The following is a 20,289-nucleotide window of genomic DNA, read 5'->3' as shown; positions in this document are numbered from 1 at the left end:
GGCGAATGCTGCATTCCCTGTCTTGCGACAGTGAACGCAAACCAATCGCCTTACGCAAACCAATCTTATGCTCCCGAAGCAGGCGAATGCTGCATGTCCCGACATCCGTCGGTACACGCAAACCAATCGCCTCATGTATACAAGTCATACATCTTGTGCGTTCCGATGCTGCGTGCTACGGTGAAGCTGGCAGGTACACTACGCGCAAGGGAGAGACGCTACGCATGAAGATTACCGGCATTCGTACGTTTATTTTGGGCAATCCGTGGAAGAATTGGCTGTTCGTGCTCGTGGACACCGACGAGGGCTTGACCGGGCTCGGCGAAGGGACGCTGAACGGCTTCGCCAAGACGGTGGAAGCCGCCATTCACGAGCTGAAGCACCTCGTGATCGGGCGCGATCCGTTCGACGTCGAGACGATCAGCCTAAGGCTGTTCCGCGACGTCTACTCGGACGGCGGGCAAATCCAAGGCTCCGCGCTGGCGGCGATTGAAACCGCTTGCTGGGACATCATGGGCAAGGCGACCAACCAGCCGCTGTACAAACTCCTCGGCGGCAAATGCCACGATAAGCTGCGCGCCTACGCCAACGGCTGGTACCGCGGACCGAACACGCCTGAGAATTTCCACGAGAAGGCCAAGCTCGCCGCGGCCAAAGGCTATACCGCGCTCAAATTCGATCCCTTCGGCGCGGCGTGGCGCACGGTGACGCGGCAGGATTTTGCCTTGGCGCTCGACAACATCGCCGCGGTGCGGGAAGCGGTCGGCCCGGACGTGGACATTCTCATCGAGGGCCATAACCGATTCAGCGTGAGCACGGCGCTGCAGTTCGCGGACGCGATGCTGAAGTACGAGCCGACCTGGTTCGAGGCGCCGGTGCCGCCGCATCTCGTGTCGTCCATGGTGGAAGTGGCGCGCCGCAGCCCGGTTCCCGTCGCCTGCGGCGAGGATTATTACTCCCGCGAACAGTTCGCGGAGCTGCTCAAGCACGACGCGGTTCATATCATCCAGCTCGAGCCGCAGTTTCTCGGCATCGCCGCGTCCAAGCAGGTGTGCGGCATGGTGCATGCCCACAACGGCGTGACGGCGCCGCACAGCGCGCAAGGACCCGTCTGCTCCGTCGTGTGCAGCCACCTGAACATGGCGACGCCGAATTTCTTCCTGCACGAAATATTCGACGAGTTCAATGAGCCGTGGGAGGAGCAGGTGCTGATGCCGGCGCTGAAGGTACAGAACGGCTATCTGACCCCGCCGGAAGGTCCGGGCCTCGGCGTCGAGCTGAATCTCGCGGAGATCGACAAGCATCCGTACCAAGTGGGCAACTGGCTGCCGCTGTTCAAGCAGGGCTGGGAAAAGCGGGAGACCGTCCAAATCGAGGAGTGACGAGGCGATGACGCAGATGAAGGCGGAACAATTCGCGGAGGCGGCGGAGCTGCTGCTGGACGCGAAAGCGGTGCTGGCGGAAGGGCCGCACTGGAACGCGGAGCAAGGCAAGCTGTATTGGGTGGACATTCAGGGCTGCGCCTTCGGCAGGCTGGATATCCGGTCCGGCGCGGACGAACGGTTCACGATCGGGAAGTCCGTCGGCGCCGTCGTCTGCGACGCGGCGGACGGCGAAACGGTCTACCTCACCACGCGCGACGGCTTCGAGCGCTACGATTGCCGGACGGGCGAGTTGACGCCCGTCGCCGATCCGGAGGCCGACCGGCCGGCGAACCGGTTCAACGACGGCAAATGCGATGCCGCCGGCCGCTTCTGGGCCGGGACGATGGAGGACGCCGAAGTGAACGTCGCCGGCTCGCTGTACGTGCTGGACAACGATCTCGCCTGCCGCAAGGCGCACGGGGACGTCGGCGTATCGAACGGCATCGCCTGGAACGCGGACGAGACGGAAATGTACTACATCGATTCCATGAAGGGCACCGTGACGGCGTTCGATTACGACGCGGCTGCCGGCACCATCGCGAATCCGCGCATTATCATCGATTTCGCGACGGAGGAAGGCGCGCCGGACGGCATGACCATCGACGCCGAGGGCATGCTCTGGATCGCCCATTGGGGCGGCTGGCAGGTGTCCCGCTGGAATCCGCGGACGGGCGAGAAGCTGGGCGCCGTCTACGTGCCCGCGGCGAAGGCGACGTCGTGCGTCTTCGGCGGCGACGCGCTGGACGTCCTGTACATCACGACGGCGCGCATCGGCCTATCGCCGGAGCAGCTCGCGGAGCAGCCGCACGCGGGCGGCATTTTCACGTTCCGGCCGGGCGTGAAAGGGACCCCGACGCATCCGTTCCGACCCCGCCCCAAGTTTAGGTAAACTTTAGCTAAAACCCGCCTCGGGTCGGCTATCAAACTATCGGAATTAGGGTATAGTAGAGGTAGAAGACAAGAGCGGAATCGCCGGGAAAAGCCGCGTCCGCCCGCGAGGAGCTGGGGTTCGATGAAAAGGCATGTCATGGGGAGCGCGCTTGCCGCTTTGGGGTTGCTGGCTTGCGTGTCGACGGCGTCGGCGGTGGATAACGAATACACGCCCGTCAAGCAAACGGCGGACACGGTCACGGTCTTTATCCGCGGCATCGACGTCAAGGACGGCAAGGAGACGCTGCGGGTCGACCCGATCCAATGGTACGAAGGGAAGACCGCGGACGAACAGTTCCTGAAGGAAGAACCGGATTCCGGCCTGGACGGCGCCCCGGACGGCTACTACATCGTGAACAAGGACGAAACGCTCGAAACGGTCGCGGTGGACCCGCAGGCGACCGTATTGATGCAAATATACGATCGCACCGGCAGCCTGGTGGACGCGACGACCGAATGGAACCAGTCGATCCCGCTGGCCAAGTTCAACGCCATCTACCGCAACAACGAGGTGCTCGACGTGAGCAATTACCCGTATCATCTGACGATGAAGGGCGGCAAGGTCGTCCGGATCGTGCAGCAGTTCATCCCGTAACCGATTCGATTCATGCCCTTCCGCGGCCGTGGAAGGGTTTTTCGCCGTTCATGGCGTAAAAGAACAAGGACAGATCTTGCGATTAGCGGAAAAGGAGCTGACCCGCGCATGTTCGATCCCACCGTATTCGATAACTTGAAGGTCGCCGTCGAAAACTATGTGTACGATCTGGATAATTTGGACGGCCGCGTCGTCGTCACCCACCGCGTGGACCGGCTGGAAATGGCCGTCATGGCCCGCGTGTTCGCGCTGCAGTTCACGCTCGCGCAGGGCAGCGGAATCACCGCCGAAATCCGCCTGGAGGCGTCGCTGAAGGAACTGGCCGCGGAAATTCTCGACCAGCAGGGAGCCGCGCCGGGCTGCGCGCTTCGGCTGCGGTTCTTCATGGCCGTCGAGGACGTCGGCCGCACCTGCGCCTTCGTGGAGGAGCGGCTGACGGACATTTGGCAGCCGGAGATGCCCCCGACGCAAACGATCAGCTATATGTATGGCGAAGCCGATCCCGGCTACCAGAACGAAGTCGAGGTGCATTTCAACCGCAAAATCAACGAGGAGCAGATGGAAGACCTGCCCGGCCTGATCGAGCATATGCTGAAGTCGCTGGACGCGCTCGAGGCGCACGCCGCGGGCGGCGAATAAGGCGATTCAAGGCGTCGCATCGAACCGCACGGCGTCGATCGGCGAACGATCGCCGGTCCCGCCGGGCGCGACAAGCGGATCGCCTGCCTTGGAACGGTCCGGCGGATAAGCCGGCCCGTTTCGCGTCGGCCGGCCCGATCTCGTTTTTGCGGCTGCTGCCTTCCAGGCATGGCAATCTCCCGCAGGAAGCGCTGCGTCGCTCCCGCGAGCCGAACCGTTAAACTTCCCCGCCTTCCGGCCGATATACAATACACGGAAGAGCGGCCGGAACGAGGGCTCGCCGCGGACGACCCGTAGGCGGATGGTCATGAACTTTACCCTCCGCGAAAATCGGGAACATTTTAGGATGTTGGAATCTTCCAGCGCCTGCTATAATGGTAATCTACCTTTTCAATCACCGGAAGGAGAATCTATGCGAACGAAAATGATCGGTCTGGCACTCATCGTAGCGGTTCTCGTCGGCGGATTCGGCTGGCATGCCGTCGACGTCGCGGCGACCAACAAGTTTCCTTATCAGGCGAAAGTGGGCACCGCCGTGCTGAATATTCGAAGCGAGCCGTCCCTGCAGGCATCCGTCGTGGGACAGCTCAAGTCCGGGGACGTCGTCACGGTCACGGAAGAGGACGACGAAGGCTGGGTCCAGGTCAAGCGGAACAAGCTGAGCGGCTACGCGGCCGGCTACCTGCTGAACAAGACGTCCGGCGGCCAAGCGGCGAGTTCGACCCCGACGGGCGGCAAGGTCGGCACGGGTCCGGGATCCCTGGCGGTCGTCACGGCGGATTCGCTGCGCATCCGGTCCGGCCCGGGGACCAGCTACAAGACGGTCGGCTCGCTCAAGCAGGGCGATCAGGTGACCGTCACGGGCAGCCAGAGCGATTGGCTGAAAATCCGCACGCCCGGGCAGATGAACGGCTGGGTATCGAAGGATTACGTCGATAAAGCCGAGGTCCAGGTCCAGCATGCTTCGTCCGGCACCGGCATCCGGGGCAAGCTGATCGTCGTGGACGCCGGGCACGGCGGCAGCGATCCCGGCATGATCGGCACGACGTACGAGACGAAGGAGAAGACGCTGACGCTGAGCACCGCGGAGTATCTGCGGCAGGAATTGCAGCGCCTCGGGGCGAAAGTGATCATGACGCGCACGACGGACGTGAAGCCGGAGCTGTCGGAACGCGTGCAGGTCAGCGAGTCCAACCGCGCGGACGCGTTCGTCAGCATCCATTACAACTCGTCCGTGAAGCGGACGAGCGGCACGCTCACGTTCTTCTATTCCGACAAGAAGGACCGTCCGCTCGCGTCGGCGATCGAGTCGCAGCTGGATCGGTCCGGCATCGGCCTGCGCAGCAACGGGCTGTCGTTCGGCGACCTGTACGTGCTGCGGGAGAACGATACCGTGGCGACGCTCGTGGAGCTCGGCTTCCTCTCGAACGCGAAGGACGAGTCGATCGTCCGCGGCTCCTCGTACCAGCGGAACGCCGCGGCGGCCATCGCCCGGGGCGTGGCGGATTATTTTAATTAGGACCCGCGGCGCGGCCGCGGACGGCGACGCCGCCCGCGCTGCCCGCCGGTAACCGGAAAGGCCTTCAGCAGCGTGCTGAAGGCCTTTCCCATTTGGTGGCGCATGCATTAGCCGGCTCGGTGAGCCTCCATGCGGTCTGTCCATCAAACAATTTCGTTGAGCGACTGCGAGGGGTCGGCGTTCGAGGCGTTTGGCCCCGCTCGCTCGGCGTCGTGCCACGAACAGAGAACGTACGCTTCGTATAACGGGCCGAACCCGACCGACAATCGAACGAATCCCTCGTGAAGACCTTCCAATGCCGATGCGCTAGCGGCCCGGAAGGTCTTTTTGGCCTTGCATCCAACGGAGGGCGTTACGGGAACGCCCCGTCAGACCGGAAATACACCGTTCGTGCCGGATCGAGTCGCGAGCCGAGCCCTGCTTGCTGCCGGTTGCGATCGCTCGGCACGCGGTTCTTTGCGAGCGGCCGCCGCCGCGCGCGTTGCCGTTGACGCTGCCACGACAACCGGTTACGACCGTGCCGCCGGCTCCGTTTCCAAGCTGACACCGGGTTGTAACTCTTCTGTAACGACATGCAATTCTTGGCGTTCTATAATCGTCCATGTAGCCGATTACAGCGGTAATTCAGACAGCAAGAGGGGCCGAGATTCCCCTTCTGGAAGGAGAATGTTTCATGCCAAAACCATTCGGAAGCAGCCGGTACATGCCGGGGCTCGACGGGTTGCGGGCGATCGCGGTCATCGCGGTCATCGCGTATCATCTTAACCTCCCGCGGGTGCCAGGCGGTCTGCTCGGCGTCGGCATATTCTTCGTCCTTTCCGGCTACCTCATTACGGACATTTTACTGAAGCAGCACGCGAAGGCAGGACGGCTCGACCTGCGCGATTTCTGGCTTCGTCGCGCGCGGCGGCTGCTGCCGGCGATGCTGGTCATGCTCGCGCTCGTCTCCGGGTGGCTGCTGGCCGCGGATCCCGGGCGGCTGGCGGCCATGAAGGGCGAGATCGCGTCGGCGCTGCTGTACTATAGCAATTGGCGGCTGATCTTTCACGACGTCTCGTATTTCGAAAGCTTCGGTCCGCCGTCGCCGCTCGGCCATCTCTGGTCGCTCGCGGTGGAAGAACAGTTTTACCTCGTCTGGCCGCTGGCGCTCGTCTTCCTGGTCGGCGCTTTGAAGACGCGGGGCCGGCTGCTGCTGGCGATTCTCGCCGGCGCGGCGGCGTCCGCGGGGCTGATGGCGCTGCTCTACGTCCCGGGCCTCGATCCGAGCCGCGTCTATTACGGCACGGACACGCGGGCGTTCGGCCTCCTGATCGGCGCCGCGCTTGCGGTCGTCTGGCCGAGCTGGAAGCTGCGCGGATCAACCTCGCGCCGCGGCAAGCTGGCCATCGACGCGGTCGGGACCGCCGGGCTCGCCGCAGTGGCGCTGATGATCGCGACGGTCGGCGAATACGACGCGTTCCTGTACCGCGGCGGCATGGTCGTGCTCTCGCTCGCCACGGCGGCGGTCGTGGCCGCGATGGCGCATCCGGCGAGCGGGCTTGCCCGCGTCGTCGGGAGCAAGGCGCTCCAATGGCTCGGAGCCCGCTCGTACGGCATTTATCTCTATCATTATCCCGTCATCGCGCTGAGCACGCCGGCGGCCGAGGCCGACGAGTTCCATCCGCTGCGCGCGGCGCTGCAGGTGCTCGCGTCCGTCGCGCTGGCCGAGCTGTCGTGGCGCTACGTGGAAGAACCGATCCGCCATGGGGCGCTCGGACGGCTGTTCGCCGGGCTGCGGACGGGCGGCCGCCAGCGGCTGGCCGGGCGGCGCCGCGGGTTGATGCTGGCATGCATCTGCGTCTTGGTCGTCGCCAGCGTCTCCTGCTCCAGTCAAAGCAATCTCGTCCAAGGAGACGACGGCAAGTCGCCGGCCCATGCCGGCCAAACGGCGGATGCCGGCGTGGTGCCGGCCGGCGGCGAGAATACCGCTAGCAACGGAACGGGCACGCCGGCCGTTCCGCCGGGATCCGGCTCGGCAAACCACGATGCCGGATCCGCCGGCACGAAGCCGGCCGGCGCCGGCAGCGCGACGCCGCCGGCCGGTTCCGGCGCCGGGAGCGCCGGGGATGGCGCAAGCGGCGGCAGCGGCAAGCCGGCCGGCGGCGGCGGTGCCGTCGGCCACGATGCCGGCGCCGGCGGCGATGCCTCCGGCAGCCCGGCAGCGAACGGCGGAGCCGCTAACGGCGCCGGGGAATCCGCCGGCAAGCCGGACGACGCGGCGGCGCATGGCGGGTCGAAGCCGCCCGGAAGCACAGGCGGCGGGGGGCAGACGTCGCAGCCGCCGGCGCCTCCGATCGCCACGGACGGCATCACGGTCATCGGGGACTCCGTCATATTGGACGCGAAGCCGTTTCTCGAGGAGCTCGTCCCGGGCATCGTCGTCGACGGCATGGTCGGACGCCAGCTGTCGCAGGCGGACGACGTCGTAGCCGACCTGAAGCAGCGGAAGCGGCTCGGCAAGACGGTCGTCATCGAGCTGGGCACGAACGGCTCCTTCACGCAGAAGCAGTTGAACGCGCTCCTGGACGCGATCGGCGACGGCCATGCGATCTATTTCGTCAACACGCGCGTGCCGCGCAAATGGCAGGACGCCGTCAACGGCATGCTCGCCGATACCGTGGCCGGGACGCCGGGCTTGAAGCTGATCGACTGGTATACGGCCAGCAAGGTCCACGAGGATTTCTTCGGCAAGGACGGCGTTCACCTGAAACGGAGCGGCGGGGAATTTTTCGCGAAGCTGATCGTCGGATCGTTGAACTAAACGAAAGAGAGGCCCGGCCGGCCTCTCTTTTTGCCGTGCGTCGCCGAGGCAGCCGCCGGCCGGCGAACAACGCGTGCCCGCGGCGGACTCGCGGTCTTGCGGGCTGCCGTTCGGTTTTCAGCAGTCGGGGTACGGGTAAATAGCGTTGATTTGGTCGAACGGGTAGTGGAAGGTGGCGAACTGGGAGGCGTACAAGTACTGCAGCACGTACGCTTCGCCGCCCTGCACGCCGCACAGCTTGGCGGACGCGCCTTGGCCGCTCCGCAGGGAGAAGCCGACGGGCCTGCCGACGAGATAGGCCGCTTTTTGCTCCAGCGGCATGCCGCCGGTCGCCGGATTGGGCATAACATGGACATCGCTCCTTGGTCGCCCCGATTGTGGAGAGCGGGCTTCGGCATCCGATGTCCCGGGCGCCGGCCCGGAACCGGCGAATGCCCGGCACGCGCAAAGAATGTCGAGGATTTTTTGCCAAAATACGGTATACTGGTTCGGGACGAGCCGTCCGTTAGCTAGGCAGGCCCGTCGGGAGAGACTACCGCGAATAGGAGTGGACCGGAATGAAATTGAACAAAATCCATCATGTCGCCATCATTTGCTCGGATTACGAGCGGTCGAAGCGGTTTTACACGGAGGTGCTCGGCATGGAGATCGCGGCCGAGACGTACCGGGCGGAGCGGGATTCCTACAAGCTCGACCTGGCCATCGGCGGCGATTACCAGATCGAGCTGTTCTCGTTCCCGAACCCGCCGGAACGAATCGACCGGCCGGAGGCGCGCGGACTCCGCCATCTCGCGTTCGAGGTGGACGACGTCCAAGCGGTTGCCGGGGAGCTGGAGGCGCAGGGGATCGCCGTGGAGCCGATCCGCATCGATCCGCTGACCGGCAAAGCATTCACCTTCATCGCGGATCCCGACGGGCTGCCGCTCGAATTCGTGCAAAAATAGCGGCAGCATTTTGGAAGAATTCCAGCATTTCGGGGATACTAACGACGCGAATGCACATATGTGAACATCGTGTTAATAAATCTAACGCGACGAGGCAGAAGAAGGCGTTCTACCCGAGAAAACTAGTTTACAAAACGACAATTTCCCCTTATATTTGATACATACGCAAACAAATGCTAAAAGTCGTTTTTTACAAATGTTCAGGGCAGGGGCGTCAACACATCTATTATTAAGGGAATGGGGCGGTAAAGACATGAAGAAAACACTAAGCTTGCTCGTACTTTGCATGTTAGTTCTTGCATTGGCGGCATGCGGCAGCAACAAAGGCGGCAGCAACGGTTCGAACGCGGGATCTAACGCGGGATCGAACGGCGGCGCGAACAACGGCGGAACGAAAGCTTCGTTCAAGGCCGGCATGGTCACGGACTCCGGCACGATCGACGACAAGTCCTTCAACCAAGGCACGTGGGAAGGCCTGGAGCGCGCGAAAAAAGAACTCGGCATCGACGACAAATACCTGAAGCCGGCCGGCACGACCGAAGCCGACTATCTGAAGGAAATCGGCAACCTGTACGACGCGGGCTTCAAAATGATCGTCGTGCCGGGCTTTAAATTCGAAACGGCGATCTTTGCCGCGCAGGACAAGTACAAGGACGCGAAATTCGTCCTGATCGACGGCTCGCCGCACACGGCGGAAGACCCGACGCCGAAGGTCGGCGAAAACACGGTATCGATCTTCTTCGCGGAGCATGAATCCGGCTTCATCGCCGGCGTCGCGACCGCGCTGCAGTTGAAAGAAGGCGAAGCCGGCTTCATCGGCGGCATGGAAATCCCGCCGGTCCAGAAGTACAACTGGGGCTTCCAGCAAGGCGTGAAATACGCGAACGACAACCTCGGCACGAAGCTTAACATCAAGAAAGAAAACGTCGTGTACCAAGGCAGCTTCGACAACTCCGCGGCAGGCGGCCAACTGGCGGCCCAAATGTACGACCGCGGCGTCAACGTCATCTTCACGGCGGCTGGCGGCGTAGGCGTAGGCGCGATCAACGAAGCGAAGACGCGCGTGAAAGCCGGCAAAACGGCGTGGATCATCGGCGTCGACGGCGACCAATATCAAGAAGGCGTCTACGAGGGCGACAAATCCGTCATCCTGACGTCCGCGATGAAAAAAGTATCCGAAGCTTCCTTCGATATGGTGAAAGCGAACCAAGAAGGCTCGTTCCCCGGCGGCCAAACGCTGACCTTCGACATCAAGAACGACGGCGTGGGCATTCCGGACAAGAACCCGAACCTCGCCGACGAGACGGTAACGAAGGTGAACGACGTGATCGCGAAGCTGAAAAGCGGCGAAATCAAAGTCGCGGCCGAGCAAGGCAGCCTGATCAAGTAAGCTGTGCCATAAGCAGGCCATATCCATGAAGAGACGGGTTCATCCGTCTCTTTTTGGTTGCTTGTTACGATCTTTATGCGAAAAAGGTGAGCGAACGAATGGATTTTGTAGTGGAAATGCTCCATATACGCAAAGAATTCCCCGGCGTCGTCGCGAACGACGACATCACGCTGCAGCTCCGCAGAGGCGAAATCCACGCGCTGCTCGGCGAGAACGGCGCCGGCAAGTCGACGCTGATGAGCATTCTGTTCGGCATGTACCAGCCGGATAAAGGAACGATCAACATCAACGGCGCGCCCGTGAAGATCGCCAATCCCAACGTAGCGAACAATTTCGGCATCGGCATGGTCCACCAGCATTTCAAGCTGGTGAGCAACTTTACCGTGACCGAAAACATCATTCTCGGCAACGAGCTTACGCGCATGGGCACCCTCAACATCCAAGCCGCCGCGCGCAAGATCGAACAGCTATCGAAGCATTACGGCCTGAACGTGGATCCGCACGCGAAGATCGAAGACATCTCCGTCGGCATGCAGCAGCGGGTCGAGATTCTGAAGATGCTGTACCGCAACGCCGAAGTGCTGATTTTGGACGAGCCGTCCGCGGTGCTGACGCCGAAGGAGATCGAAGAACTCATCAAAATCATGCTTAATTTGGTCAAAGAGGGCAAATCGATCATCGTCATTACCCACAAGCTGAAGGAAATCAAGGCGGCCGCCGACCGCTGCACCGTCATCCGGCGCGGCAAGACGATCGGCACGGTGGACGTGAAGACGACGAGCGAGGCGCAAATGGCGGAAATGATGGTCGGCCGCGGCGTATCGTTCAAAGTCGAGAAGACGGCCGGCAAGCCGGGCGACGTCATCCTGAAGCTGGATCATCTCACCGTCAAGAACAACAAGAACGTCGCGGGTCTGAAAGACTTCTCGCTCGACGTGCGCGCCGGGGAAATCGTCGGCATCGCGGGCGTCGAGGGCAACGGGCAGACGGAGCTCGTCGAGGCGATCACGGGACTGCGCAAGGCGGAAAGCGGAGCCATCCTGCTGGAAGGCAAGGACATCGTCCGCGACTCCATCCGCGAGCGGATCGACAAGGGCATCGCGCATATCCCGGAAGACCGCCAGAAGCGCGGGCTCGTGCTCGACTACACCTTGGAGGACAACATGATTCTCGAGGTGTACAACAAGGAGCCGTTCTCGAAAGGCGGCATCCTGAAGCGTTCGGCCATCCGCAAGTACGCGAGCGACATTCTGAGCAGCTTCGACGTGCGCTCCGGCCGCGGTCCGCTGTCCGTCTCCCGCTCGCTGTCCGGCGGCAACCAGCAGAAGGCGATCATCGGGCGCGAGATCGAGCTGAACCCGTCGCTGCTCATCGCCGTGCAGCCGACGCGCGGCCTCGACGTCGGATCCATCGAATATATCCATAAGCGGCTGATCGAGCACCGGGACAAAGGCAAAGCCGTCCTGCTCATCTCGCTCGAGCTCGACGAGGTGCTGAACGTCTCCGACCGGATCGCCGTCGTGAACAACGGCGAGCTGATCGGCGTCGTGAACGCGGCGGAGACGAACGAACAAGAAATCGGCCTCATGATGGCCGGCGTCGGCAAAGGGGGAGCACAATGAGAAACGTCATCATATCCCTGTGCGCCGTGCTATTCGGCCTGATCGGCGGCGCCATCCTGATGGCGGCGACCGGGCATGATCCGATTCAGGGCTACAAATACCTGTTTCAGGGCGGCCTGAAAAATCCGTCGCGCTTCGGCGATACGCTCGCGACGGGAACCCCGCTCATCTTCACGGGGCTGTCGGTCGCGTTCGCGTTCCGGACCGGCCTGTTCAATATCGGGGCCGCGGGCCAAATGCTGTTCGGCGGCTTCTGCGCGACGGTCGTCGGCCTGAACGTCGATACGGCGCGGCCGCTGCTGCTCGCGATGATGATCCTGGCCGCGATTCTCGGCGGCGCGGTGTGGGCGTTCATCCCGGGCCTGCTGAAGGCGCGCTTCAACGTGCACGAGGTCGTCTCCACGATCATGATGAACTGGATCGCCTACTGGACGATCTATTACGCGGTGCCGGCGTACCTGAAGGCGGAGTCCGTCGAGACGGAATCCCGCCTGCTGCCGGACAAGGCGACGCTCAAATCGGCGTTCCTCTCCGACATGTTCGGCGGCTCGTACATCAATCTCGGCTTGTTCATCGCGGTGATCGCGGTCCTTATCATCGCGTTCGTCATCAACAAAACGACGCTCGGCTACGAGCTCAAGGCGGTCGGCTATAACCGCCATTCCGCGGAATACGCGGGCATCCCGGTCAACCGCAGCATCATTACGTCGATGCTCATCTCCGGCGCGCTCGCCGGCCTCGGCGGCCTGGCGCAGTACGCGGGCAACGGCGCGAACATCCAGATCGGCGTTCTGCCGAGCCAAGGCTACGACGGCATCGCCGTCTCGCTCTTGGGCGCGAATTCGCCGCTCGGCGTATTGATCTCGGCGCTGTTCTTCGGCCTGCTGTACTCCGGCCGCGGCTTCATGAACGCCATGACGGAAATTCCGCCGGAAATCGCGGACTCCATCATCGCGATCATCATTTATTTCGCCGCGACCAGCGTCCTGATGAACCGGCTGATCACGTGGCTGATCAACCGCCGGCGGACGGCGGCCGCCAAGGGCGGTCCGGTCAGCGGAAAGGAGAACGCTTAGCCCATGTGGACGACTATCGAACAAATTTTCCCGTATGCGATCATGTTCACCATCCCGCTGCTCATCACCGCGCTCGGCGGCTTGTTCAGCGAACGAAGCGGCGTCGTCAATATCGGGCTTGAAGGGCTCATGGTCATCGGCTCCTTCATCGGCGCGCTGTCGATCAGCAAGCTGCAGGCGGCTTGGCCGGACCATACGGTCGCCGCGATCTGGGTCGGCCTGCTGCTGGCGATCGTCGCCGGCGTGCTGTTCTCGCTGCTCCACGCGTTCGCGAGCGTGCATCTGAGCGCCAACCAGGTCATCAGCGGCACGGCGATCAACATGATCGCCGGCGCGATCACGGTCTTCCTGTCCCGGAACATCACGGGCAGCGGCAACATCCGGCTGACGAGCGGCTTCCAGCCCTTCGACGTGCCGGGGCTGTCGCATATTCCGATCCTCGGACCGCTCATCTTCTCCAAGACGTACTGGACGACCTGGCTCATCCTGCTCGTCGTGCTCCTGAGCGCGTTCGTGCTGAAGAAGACGCCGTTCGGCCTGCGTCTGCGCGCGTGCGGCGAATATCCGCAAGCGGCGGAAGCGGCCGGCGTCAACGTGTACCGGATGCGGTACATCGGGGTCATGATCTCGGGCGGGTTCGCGTCCTTGGGCGGGGCGATTCTGCTCGTGACGATCGCCGGCGAATTCACCGGCACGGTGGCGGGCCTCGGCTTCCTGTCCCTGGCTGCGCTGATCTTCGGCCAGTGGCGGCCGCTCGGCATCCTGGCGGCAACGCTGTTCTTCGGCTTCGCGAGCACGTTCGCGAACGTCTCGCAGGTCATTCCGGCGCTGCAGCATATTCCGCCGGTCATTTTGCAGCTGTTCCCGTACGTCGTGACGTTGGTCGCGCTCGTCATTTTCTCCAAGAGCTCGCAGGCGCCGAAAGCAGCTGGGGAGGTTTTCGATTCCGGCAAACGGTAAACAAACGCCAGCGATGGACAGGGGAGTGGAGAACCGATGTTTGACGAACGCACAGACGATAAACGAGGCAAGATGCTTGACGCCGTTCGGATGTATTACCAGTTGGATTACAGTCAGCAGGAAATCGCCAAACAGCTCGGCGTGTCCAGACCGACGGTCAGCCGGTTCATCCAGCAGGCCAAGGAAGAAGGCTACGTGGTCATCAACATCATCGACCCGTTCGAGAACAACGACGTGCTCGCCGGCAAAATCGAACGCAAATTCGGGCTCAAAAAAGTCGTGATCGTCAACGTCCCGAACTACACGGACGCCGTCGTCAAGAAATATCTCGGCACGGCGGGCGCGAAATATCTGGATAATGTCATCAAGGACGGGGACATCGTGGCGGCGACGTGGGGAACGACGCTGTACGAGGTCGCGCTGAACCTGCAGGACAAGCACGTGAAGGACGTCAAGGTCGTGCAGCTGAACGGAGGCGTCAGCCATTCCGAGACGAGCACGTACGCGAGCGAGATCATCAGCCTGTTCGGCAAAGCGTTCCATACCGTCCCCTACTTCATCCCCCTCCCGGCCATCGTCGACCATCCGATCGTCAAGAAGACGATCGAGACCGACAGGCATATTCGGAATATTTTGGAACTTGGCAAAAAAGCGAATATTGCGATGGTGACGGTCGGCGCGCCGACGGAAGATTCGGTCCTGATCAAAGCGAACTACTTCAGCGAACCGGAATTGAGGCTGATCATGGAGAAGGGCGCGGGGGACATCTGCTCCCGCTACATCAACATCAACGGCACGATTTGCTCGCAGGAGCTCGATCAGCGCACGATCGGCATCGATTTGAACGACCTGAAGAAGAAGGAGCAGTCCATACTCGTGGCGGGCGGCATCCGGAAAGTCGACGGCATCTACGGGGCGCTGCGCGGCAGATACGTGAACGTGCTCATTACCGACCAGTTCACCGCCAAATATTTGATGGAGCGCCCATAAACCCACAAGAAAGAAGGAACGGATCATCATGAGTAACGAATTGGCAGGAGCGGCGCTCGCCGCCTACTTTGACCATACCTTGCTGAAGCCGGAAGCGACGTTCTCGGGCATCGTGAAGCTGTGCGCGGAGGCGAAGCAGAACGGGTTCGCGACCGTGTGCGTCAACCCGTACTGGGTGCCGGAAGCGGCGGAGCAATTGAAGGGGACCGGCGTCGGCATAACGACGGTCATCGGCTTCCCGCTCGGCGCGACCACGACGTTCGCGAAGGTCGCGGAAGCGCGCGACGCGATCGCCTCGGGGGCGACGGAGATCGATATGGTGCTGAACGTCGGCGCCTTGAAATCCGGACGCTTCGCGGCGGTGGAGCAGGACGTGCGGGCTTTGGCGGAGGCGTGCAAGGGCCGCGCGCTGCTCAAGGTCATCCTGGAAGTGGGGCTGCTGACGGACGAAGAGAAGGTCACGGCCTGCGCGATCTGCAAGCGCGCGGGCGCGGATTACGTCAAGACGTCGACGGGCTTCGGCCCGGGCGGGGCGACCGTGAAGGACATCGCGCTCATGCGCGAGGCGGTCGGCCCGGAGATGGGCGTGAAGGCGTCCGGCGGGGTGCGCGACCTGGAGACGGTCCGCGCCTTGATCGCGGCGGGCGCGACGCGCATCGGCGCGAGCGCCAGCGTGGCGATCGTCGGCGGCGGCACGGGCGAAGGCTATTAAGGACAAGACCATAGCCGTACGAATGGCGAGAGAGGTGCAGCGGCTGCACCTCTCTCGATCGTTTTTGTCCGGGTATTCGATCAGGCATTCAAATATTGCCCGCGGATGATCGCCAGATGATGCAGTTCGTGTCCCGCGATGACATGCGCGAACGCGCGGGCGGACATCGTCGTGCCGCTGGCCGTGCCTTTGCGCGCCCAGGCTTCCGGCGCGATCGTGCCGATGAGCGAGAGCGTCGACGCGCGGACCGCCTCGTAGTCGGCCAGCAGCCGCGCGACGGAGAGGCCGTCGAAGCCGGCCCGGGCCACGTAGTCGTCCTGCTCGAAGCCCGGCAGCGGCGTCGTATCGCCGCGCGCGATGCGCAGCATGCGGTAGCTCATGATGCGCTCGGTGTCGGCGAGGTGGCCGAGCATTTCCTTCAGGCTCCATTTGCCCGGGGCGTAGCGGTACAGCGCCTGGCTGTCCGTCATGGCGGCGTACAGCGCGGCGAGTTGCTTGCGGTTGTCTTCGAGCGTCGTCAGGACATCGCCTTCGACAAGCCCGATATAGATGTCGAAATGCCCGCCGAATTCGTCGGCGGCCGGTCGTTGAAGCATGGGCGTCATCTCCTTAAATGGTTGAATGTTCGGCGCGATAGGGTGTAAGCTACAAGAACAAGCGTAACCCTCGTACACAGTAAAGACAAGGAGTGTTTTCCAAAATGGCAGGAAGATCCAAAGAAGAATTGACCGGCATTTCCCACCTGGGCAACCAGGGCACGCAGTACCTGTTCACCTACAGCCCGGACGTGCTGGAGACGTTCGACAACAAGCATGTCGGGCGGGACTATTTCGTCAAGTTCAACACCCCGGAATTCACGAGCCTCTGCCCCATCACCGGCCAGCCGGATTTCGCGTCCCTCTACATCTCGTACATCCCCGACGTGAAAATGGTGGAGAGCAAGTCGCTCAAGCTGTACCTGTTCAGCTTCCGCAACCACGGCGACTTCCACGAGGACTGCATGAACATCATCATGAACGACCTCATCGCGCTGATGAACCCGCGCTACATCGAAGTGTGGGGCAAGTTCACCCCGCGCGGCGGCATCTCGATCGATCCGTACACGAACTGGGGCCGGCCGGGCACCAAATACGAGGAAATGGCGAACTACCGCCTGATGAATCACGACCTGTATCCGGAGAAAGTGGACAACCGTTAAGGCAGGACCGCGCTCGCGCGGATTTTCCTTCCGACCGTAACCAAGACCCGGCGACTTTCATACGATAAGCCGCTACTTGCCCCGAAAGAATTCTCTCCCGCGGGAGAGAACGATCTTGCGAAAGGACGTGGCTGCAGCAATGAAATTCTCATGGGAGCGCAACCTCTTCGTGCTTTGGACCGGCGTATTTTTCTGCAGCATGGCCTACTCCATCTCGATTCCGTTCCTGCCGATCTTCCTGAACACGGAGCTCGGCGTGGAGCATCACTTGGAGGCGTGGTCCGGCATCGCCTTCGGCATTACGTTTTTGGCAAGCGCGCTCATCTCGCCCTACTGGGGCTCGCTCGCCGACAAGTACGGACGCAAGCCCATGCTCATCCGGTCGGGCTTCAGCCTGGCCGCGCTGTATTTGGTCAATTATTTCGTTCATGACCCGTATCTGTTCCTGGTCATAAGGATTTTCCAAGGGCTGCTGGCCGGCTTCGTGCCCGCGTCCATCGCGCTCGTCGCGACCAACACGCCGGAGGAGAAAACGGGCTACGCGCTCGGCATCATGTCGACGGCCGGGGCGACGGGGAGCATTCTCGGACCGCTCGTCGGCGGCGTGGTCAGCCATTACTTCGGCAACCGCGAGGCGTTCCTGTTCTCCAGCGCCATCGTGCTCGTCTCCGCGCTCATCGCCACCTTCTTCGCGAAGGAGCAGAACTTCAACCGGAAAGCCGCCCGCTCGCACGTGCGGGACGACCTGAAGCACGCGCTGTCGAACCGGACGTTCTCGCTGCTGCTTCTCATGGTGGCGATCAGCACGTTCAGCGTCATGATTCTGGAGCCGCTGATCACGGTCTACGTGCTGCGCATGGGCGTCTCCAAGGAAAGCGCCTCGCTCAGCTCCGGCATCATCTTCTCGGCGGTCGGCATCGCCACCGTCATCATGGCGCCGCGCTGGGGGAAGATCGGCCGGAGGGTCGGCTACGAGAAGGTGCTGTTCGTCGGCCTGATCGGCAGCGGCATCGGCAACATCCTGCAGGTGCTCGTCACGAATTACATCGGCTTCGGCATTCTGCGCTTCGGCTACGGGCTGTTCTTCGCGGCCGTCAACCCGGCCATCAACGCGATGATCGTGCAGTCGACGGAATCGGATTTCCGCGGCCGGGCGTTCAGCCTGAACCAGTCATCCTCGCAAATCGCGACGATGGCGGGTCCGATTCTCGGCGGACTCCTCGGCGGCTGGATCCCGATCCGCTGGATCTTCGTGATCAACGGCGCCGCGCTGCTGCTGTCGGCCGTGCTGTTCCGGCTGCGCAATCACGGCAAGGCAGCCGTCGCCGCGCGCCACGGGTGAACGGCGAGCGCGCATGGGAACAATGAAGGAAATAAAGCATATAGGAAGAACGGCGGAAACCGTCTCGCGCGCGAGACGGTTTTTTTCATGCGTGTACATTCGCTATACGCCGAGCCGGCCGGACGGCGGACGAGCCGAATGAAGAAGACGCGGGAGTAGACTTCGGAATCGACTGACAGGCCGTTGTCAGGGGAACCGTGCTATAGTGAAGACAGCACCTGACAAGAAGGACCAATTGGAGGAGATCGAAGATGTTCACAAGCGTAAATGCATTCATCGAGGAGTACCGGATGGAATCCCAATCCACGCAGAAGCTGTTGGACGCGCTCACGGACGAATCGCTCAAGCAGCCGGTCGCGCCCGGCTACCGGACGCTGGGCCACGTCGCGTGGCATCTCGTGCACGACGACGCCGGCATGGTGCAAAGAACGGGCCTGCGCTTCAGCGCGCCGCCGACGGACGCGGAGCCGCCGCATTCGGCGGCGGCCATCGCGCGGGCATACCGCGAGACGACGGCGTCGCTGCTGGAAGCGGCCGCGGCGTGGGGCGACGACAAGCTGACGGAGGTCAACGACATGTTCGGGCAGCAATGGCCGAACGGCCTGACGCTCTACCTCTTCATCAAGCACGAAATTCATCATCGCGGCCAGCTGACGGTGCTGATGCGCCAGGCGGGCGTGCCCGTCGCGGGCGTCTACGGTCCGTCCAAGACCGAGTGGGAAGCGATGGGCGTCCCGGCCCCGACGAAGTAAACGGGCGCCATCGACGGAACGCATTCGATGATGCGATGAAACGCCGCGCAACGCGAAAACCGAAAGACCGCAGCGTCCCCGATACGGGGCGCGTGCGGTCTTTCGGTTTTTTGGTCCGGCGAATCGGCCGGTTAAGCCGCGCTGGATTAGGCGGTTTGCGGCATTTGGCTGTTTTGCAGCGCTCTCCACGCCGATTTCCATTTCTGAAGCCGTGATTTCAAATTGCGAACGCGCTTCATGGCAAAGAGTTCCCTCCCAAGGCAAATGCATCTACCTTGATCTTACCGCGCGTCTGTTAACGGACCGTTATCGTCCCGTGACGATTTCCCGAAGAAAATGTAAAGATCCCGTCCTGCCGTTCAAGCAGGGCGGGATCTTGCCATATGCGGCGGCCGTCATTCCGCGGCGCCCGCCCGCAGCAGAAGGGCTTCCATGTCGCGGCGCCCGAAATGACGCGCCCAGCCGAGCGGCGTGCTGCCGTAGCGGGCGTCCTTCAGCGCGAGATCCGCGCCCCGGGCGAGCAGCAGCTCCGTCAGCGCGGCCTCGGTGCCGGCCGCCGCCCAATGCAGCGCCGCGGCGCCCATCCGGTCGAAGCCGGACGGCGTGCCGTTCACGTCCGTGCCGCGGTCGAGCAAGTACGCGGCGCATGCCGCGCTGCCGCCGATCGCCGCGTAGATCAGCGCCTGCTGCGGCAGCTCCTCCGGCTTCGGACCGCCGGGAATCGGGACGTTGACCGGCTCGCGGTGCCGGCCGGCGGCCGGCAGCAGCGCGCCGTCCGCGCCGAAGAAGCCGGGCAGCAGGTCGACGCGGCCGACGGCCGCCGCAAGCTCCAGGTCGAGCGCGGCGCCCCGGCGGAGCAGCAGCTCCCGTACGCTGCCGCAGCCGTACCAGATCGCCTGCGCGAGCGGCCGGCGGTCGTCGTCCAGGCCGTCGACCGGCGCTCCGGCGTCGATGAGGAAGGCCGCCATCGCCGCGTCGTCGTTGCTCGCCGCCCATTGGAGCGCGGTCTCGCCGCCCGCCGGATCGATCGCGCGGGCATTGACGTCGGCGCCGGCGTCGATCAGAATCCGCGCCGTTTCCAGCCGACGCGGATAGTGACCGGGCCAGTCGCACAGGTGATGCAGCAGCGTGCGGCCTTGGACGGAACGGGCGGCGGCCAGCTCGGGCCGCGCCGCGAGCAAGGTTCGCAGCCGCTCGGGTTCGCCGTTCTTAACGGCGCGGTAGGCGGCGCCGTAAATCTCTTGCAGACGTTCGTCGACCGGCCGGTCATCCGGACGTTCTCGTTCGTTCATGAGGCATCGCTCCTTTTTTTGGGCAGGACAGGTTAAGCGCTGTCTTCACTCTATCATGAATCGTTCCGCGCGAAAATAACATGTAATAAGCGGATGTAAGCATC

At 62.8% G+C, this 20,289-nt stretch carries 19 protein-coding genes; 16 read left to right on the top strand and 3 right to left on the bottom strand.

Going from position 1 to position 20,289, the window contains the following annotated elements:
* Positions 1 to 224 precede the first annotated feature (224 nt).
* The 6 genes from BMZ79_RS24365 (at position 225) to BMZ79_RS24340 (ending at position 7,907) form a co-directional block, all read left to right on the top strand.
* The gene (locus BMZ79_RS24365) at positions 225 to 1,382 is read left to right on the top strand and encodes a mandelate racemase/muconate lactonizing enzyme family protein (RefSeq protein ID WP_177222302.1); all 1,158 of its coding nucleotides are present in this window, start codon (positions 225 to 227) and stop codon (positions 1,380 to 1,382) included.
* Between the two features lie 7 nt (positions 1,383 to 1,389).
* Positions 1,390 to 2,313, top strand: a complete 924-nt coding sequence (locus BMZ79_RS24360; protein ID WP_090645131.1) for an SMP-30/gluconolactonase/LRE family protein — start codon at positions 1,390 to 1,392, stop codon at positions 2,311 to 2,313.
* Positions 2,314 to 2,436: 123 nt separating this feature from the next.
* Positions 2,437 to 2,949 (top strand): hypothetical protein, encoded by a 513-nt coding sequence (locus BMZ79_RS24355; protein ID WP_090645128.1) that lies wholly within the window; start codon positions 2,437 to 2,439, stop codon positions 2,947 to 2,949.
* A 108-nt stretch (positions 2,950 to 3,057) separates the two neighbouring features.
* The gene (locus BMZ79_RS24350) at positions 3,058 to 3,588 is read left to right on the top strand and encodes a hypothetical protein (RefSeq protein WP_090645124.1); all 531 of its coding nucleotides are present in this window, start codon (positions 3,058 to 3,060) and stop codon (positions 3,586 to 3,588) included.
* A 412-nt stretch (positions 3,589 to 4,000) separates the two neighbouring features.
* Positions 4,001 to 5,107 (top strand): N-acetylmuramoyl-L-alanine amidase family protein, encoded by a 1,107-nt coding sequence (locus BMZ79_RS24345; protein WP_177222301.1) that lies wholly within the window; start codon positions 4,001 to 4,003, stop codon positions 5,105 to 5,107.
* Positions 5,108 to 5,780: 673 nt separating this feature from the next.
* The gene (locus BMZ79_RS24340; protein ID WP_090645119.1) at positions 5,781 to 7,907 is read left to right on the top strand and encodes an acyltransferase family protein; all 2,127 of its coding nucleotides are present in this window, start codon (positions 5,781 to 5,783) and stop codon (positions 7,905 to 7,907) included.
* 117 nt (positions 7,908 to 8,024) lie between these two features.
* Here the strand turns inward: BMZ79_RS24340 and BMZ79_RS24335 are convergent, their stop codons facing one another.
* On the bottom strand, positions 8,025 to 8,252 hold the full coding sequence (locus tag BMZ79_RS24335; protein WP_256253070.1) for a hypothetical protein: 228 nt from the start codon (positions 8,250 to 8,252) through the stop codon (positions 8,025 to 8,027).
* A 212-nt stretch (positions 8,253 to 8,464) separates the two neighbouring features.
* On the opposite strand from BMZ79_RS24335, the gene BMZ79_RS24330 reads away from it, so the two are divergent.
* The 7 genes from BMZ79_RS24330 (at position 8,465) to deoC (ending at position 15,601) form a co-directional block, all read left to right on the top strand.
* On the top strand, positions 8,465 to 8,851 hold the full coding sequence (locus BMZ79_RS24330; RefSeq protein ID WP_090645116.1) for an SMU1112c/YaeR family gloxylase I-like metalloprotein: 387 nt from the start codon (positions 8,465 to 8,467) through the stop codon (positions 8,849 to 8,851).
* 253 nt (positions 8,852 to 9,104) lie between these two features.
* Positions 9,105 to 10,241 (top strand): BMP family ABC transporter substrate-binding protein, encoded by a 1,137-nt coding sequence (locus tag BMZ79_RS24325; RefSeq protein ID WP_090645113.1) that lies wholly within the window; start codon positions 9,105 to 9,107, stop codon positions 10,239 to 10,241.
* A 98-nt stretch (positions 10,242 to 10,339) separates the two neighbouring features.
* Positions 10,340 to 11,863, top strand: a complete 1,524-nt coding sequence (locus BMZ79_RS24320; protein WP_090645110.1) for an ABC transporter ATP-binding protein — start codon at positions 10,340 to 10,342, stop codon at positions 11,861 to 11,863.
* Positions 11,860 to 12,939 (top strand): ABC transporter permease, encoded by a 1,080-nt coding sequence (locus tag BMZ79_RS24315; RefSeq protein WP_090645107.1) that lies wholly within the window; start codon positions 11,860 to 11,862, stop codon positions 12,937 to 12,939. Before BMZ79_RS24320 ends, BMZ79_RS24315 begins: the two co-directional genes overlap by 4 nt.
* Before the next feature lie 3 nt (positions 12,940 to 12,942).
* Positions 12,943 to 13,899: an ABC transporter permease gene (locus BMZ79_RS24310; RefSeq protein WP_090645104.1), complete on the top strand. Its 957-nt coding sequence runs from the start codon at positions 12,943 to 12,945 to the stop codon at positions 13,897 to 13,899.
* A 90-nt stretch (positions 13,900 to 13,989) separates the two neighbouring features.
* Positions 13,990 to 14,889 (top strand): sugar-binding transcriptional regulator, encoded by a 900-nt coding sequence (locus BMZ79_RS24305; protein WP_305728356.1) that lies wholly within the window; start codon positions 13,990 to 13,992, stop codon positions 14,887 to 14,889.
* A 28-nt stretch (positions 14,890 to 14,917) separates the two neighbouring features.
* Positions 14,918 to 15,601: a deoxyribose-phosphate aldolase gene (gene deoC / locus BMZ79_RS24300; RefSeq protein ID WP_090645098.1), complete on the top strand. Its 684-nt coding sequence runs from the start codon at positions 14,918 to 14,920 to the stop codon at positions 15,599 to 15,601.
* A gap of 80 nt (positions 15,602 to 15,681) precedes the next feature.
* Here the strand turns inward: deoC and BMZ79_RS24295 are convergent, their stop codons facing one another.
* Positions 15,682 to 16,197: a DinB family protein gene (locus BMZ79_RS24295; protein WP_090645095.1), complete on the bottom strand. Its 516-nt coding sequence runs from the start codon at positions 16,195 to 16,197 to the stop codon at positions 15,682 to 15,684.
* A 104-nt stretch (positions 16,198 to 16,301) separates the two neighbouring features.
* Between BMZ79_RS24295 and queF the strand changes: the two genes are divergently transcribed.
* The 3 genes from queF to BMZ79_RS24280 all read left to right on the top strand — a co-directional run bounded on the left by queF (position 16,302) and on the right by BMZ79_RS24280 (position 18,893).
* The gene (gene queF / locus BMZ79_RS24290; protein WP_090645093.1) at positions 16,302 to 16,799 is read left to right on the top strand and encodes a preQ(1) synthase; all 498 of its coding nucleotides are present in this window, start codon (positions 16,302 to 16,304) and stop codon (positions 16,797 to 16,799) included.
* 115 nt (positions 16,800 to 16,914) lie between these two features.
* Positions 16,915 to 18,141, top strand: a complete 1,227-nt coding sequence (locus BMZ79_RS24285; protein WP_371263784.1) for an MFS transporter — start codon at positions 16,915 to 16,917, stop codon at positions 18,139 to 18,141.
* 251 nt (positions 18,142 to 18,392) lie between these two features.
* A complete protein-coding gene (locus BMZ79_RS24280; protein ID WP_090645087.1) occupies positions 18,393 to 18,893 on the top strand; it encodes a DinB family protein in 501 nt (166 codons plus the stop codon).
* Positions 18,894 to 19,288: 395 nt separating this feature from the next.
* On the opposite strand, the gene BMZ79_RS24275 is transcribed toward BMZ79_RS24280, so the two are convergent.
* Complete coding sequence (locus BMZ79_RS24275; RefSeq protein ID WP_090645084.1) at positions 19,289 to 20,185, bottom strand: ankyrin repeat domain-containing protein; 897 nt, start codon at positions 20,183 to 20,185, stop codon at positions 19,289 to 19,291.
* Positions 20,186 to 20,289: the final 104 nt, after the last annotated feature.

The organism is Paenibacillus sp. UNC496MF, assembly GCF_900113915.1.
Classification (GTDB): domain Bacteria; phylum Bacillota; class Bacilli; order Paenibacillales; family Paenibacillaceae; genus Paenibacillus_Z; species Paenibacillus_Z artemisiicola.
The sequence above is the reverse complement of the archived record's forward strand: the minus strand, read 5'-3'. Positions and strand labels throughout refer to the sequence as shown.

Excerpts from the sequence above, each read along its gene's own strand:
- BMZ79_RS24365 (WP_177222302.1), top strand. The coding sequence starts at position 225 with ATGAAGATTACCGGCATTCGTACGTTTATTTTGGGCAATCCGTGGAAG.
- BMZ79_RS24360 (WP_090645131.1), top strand. The coding sequence starts at position 1,390 with ATGACGCAGATGAAGGCGGAACAATTCGCGGAGGCGGCGGAGCTGCTG.
- BMZ79_RS24355 (WP_090645128.1), top strand. The coding sequence starts at position 2,437 with ATGAAAAGGCATGTCATGGGGAGCGCGCTTGCCGCTTTGGGGTTGCTG.
- BMZ79_RS24350 (WP_090645124.1), top strand. The coding sequence starts at position 3,058 with ATGTTCGATCCCACCGTATTCGATAACTTGAAGGTCGCCGTCGAAAAC.
- BMZ79_RS24345 (WP_177222301.1), top strand. The coding sequence starts at position 4,001 with ATGCGAACGAAAATGATCGGTCTGGCACTCATCGTAGCGGTTCTCGTC.
- BMZ79_RS24340 (WP_090645119.1), top strand. The coding sequence starts at position 5,781 with ATGCCAAAACCATTCGGAAGCAGCCGGTACATGCCGGGGCTCGACGGG.
- BMZ79_RS24335 (WP_256253070.1), bottom strand. The coding sequence starts at position 8,252 with ATGCCCAATCCGGCGACCGGCGGCATGCCGCTGGAGCAAAAAGCGGCC.
- BMZ79_RS24330 (WP_090645116.1), top strand. The coding sequence starts at position 8,465 with ATGAAATTGAACAAAATCCATCATGTCGCCATCATTTGCTCGGATTAC.
- BMZ79_RS24325 (WP_090645113.1), top strand. The coding sequence starts at position 9,105 with ATGAAGAAAACACTAAGCTTGCTCGTACTTTGCATGTTAGTTCTTGCA.
- BMZ79_RS24320 (WP_090645110.1), top strand. The coding sequence starts at position 10,340 with ATGGATTTTGTAGTGGAAATGCTCCATATACGCAAAGAATTCCCCGGC.
- BMZ79_RS24315 (WP_090645107.1), top strand. The coding sequence starts at position 11,860 with ATGAGAAACGTCATCATATCCCTGTGCGCCGTGCTATTCGGCCTGATC.
- BMZ79_RS24310 (WP_090645104.1), top strand. The coding sequence starts at position 12,943 with ATGTGGACGACTATCGAACAAATTTTCCCGTATGCGATCATGTTCACC.
- BMZ79_RS24305 (WP_305728356.1), top strand. The coding sequence starts at position 13,990 with ATGTATTACCAGTTGGATTACAGTCAGCAGGAAATCGCCAAACAGCTC.
- deoC (WP_090645098.1), top strand. The coding sequence starts at position 14,918 with ATGAGTAACGAATTGGCAGGAGCGGCGCTCGCCGCCTACTTTGACCAT.
- BMZ79_RS24295 (WP_090645095.1), bottom strand. The coding sequence starts at position 16,197 with ATGCTTCAACGACCGGCCGCCGACGAATTCGGCGGGCATTTCGACATC.
- queF (WP_090645093.1), top strand. The coding sequence starts at position 16,302 with ATGGCAGGAAGATCCAAAGAAGAATTGACCGGCATTTCCCACCTGGGC.
- BMZ79_RS24280 (WP_090645087.1), top strand. The coding sequence starts at position 18,393 with ATGTTCACAAGCGTAAATGCATTCATCGAGGAGTACCGGATGGAATCC.
- BMZ79_RS24275 (WP_090645084.1), bottom strand. The coding sequence starts at position 20,185 with ATGAACGAACGAGAACGTCCGGATGACCGGCCGGTCGACGAACGTCTG.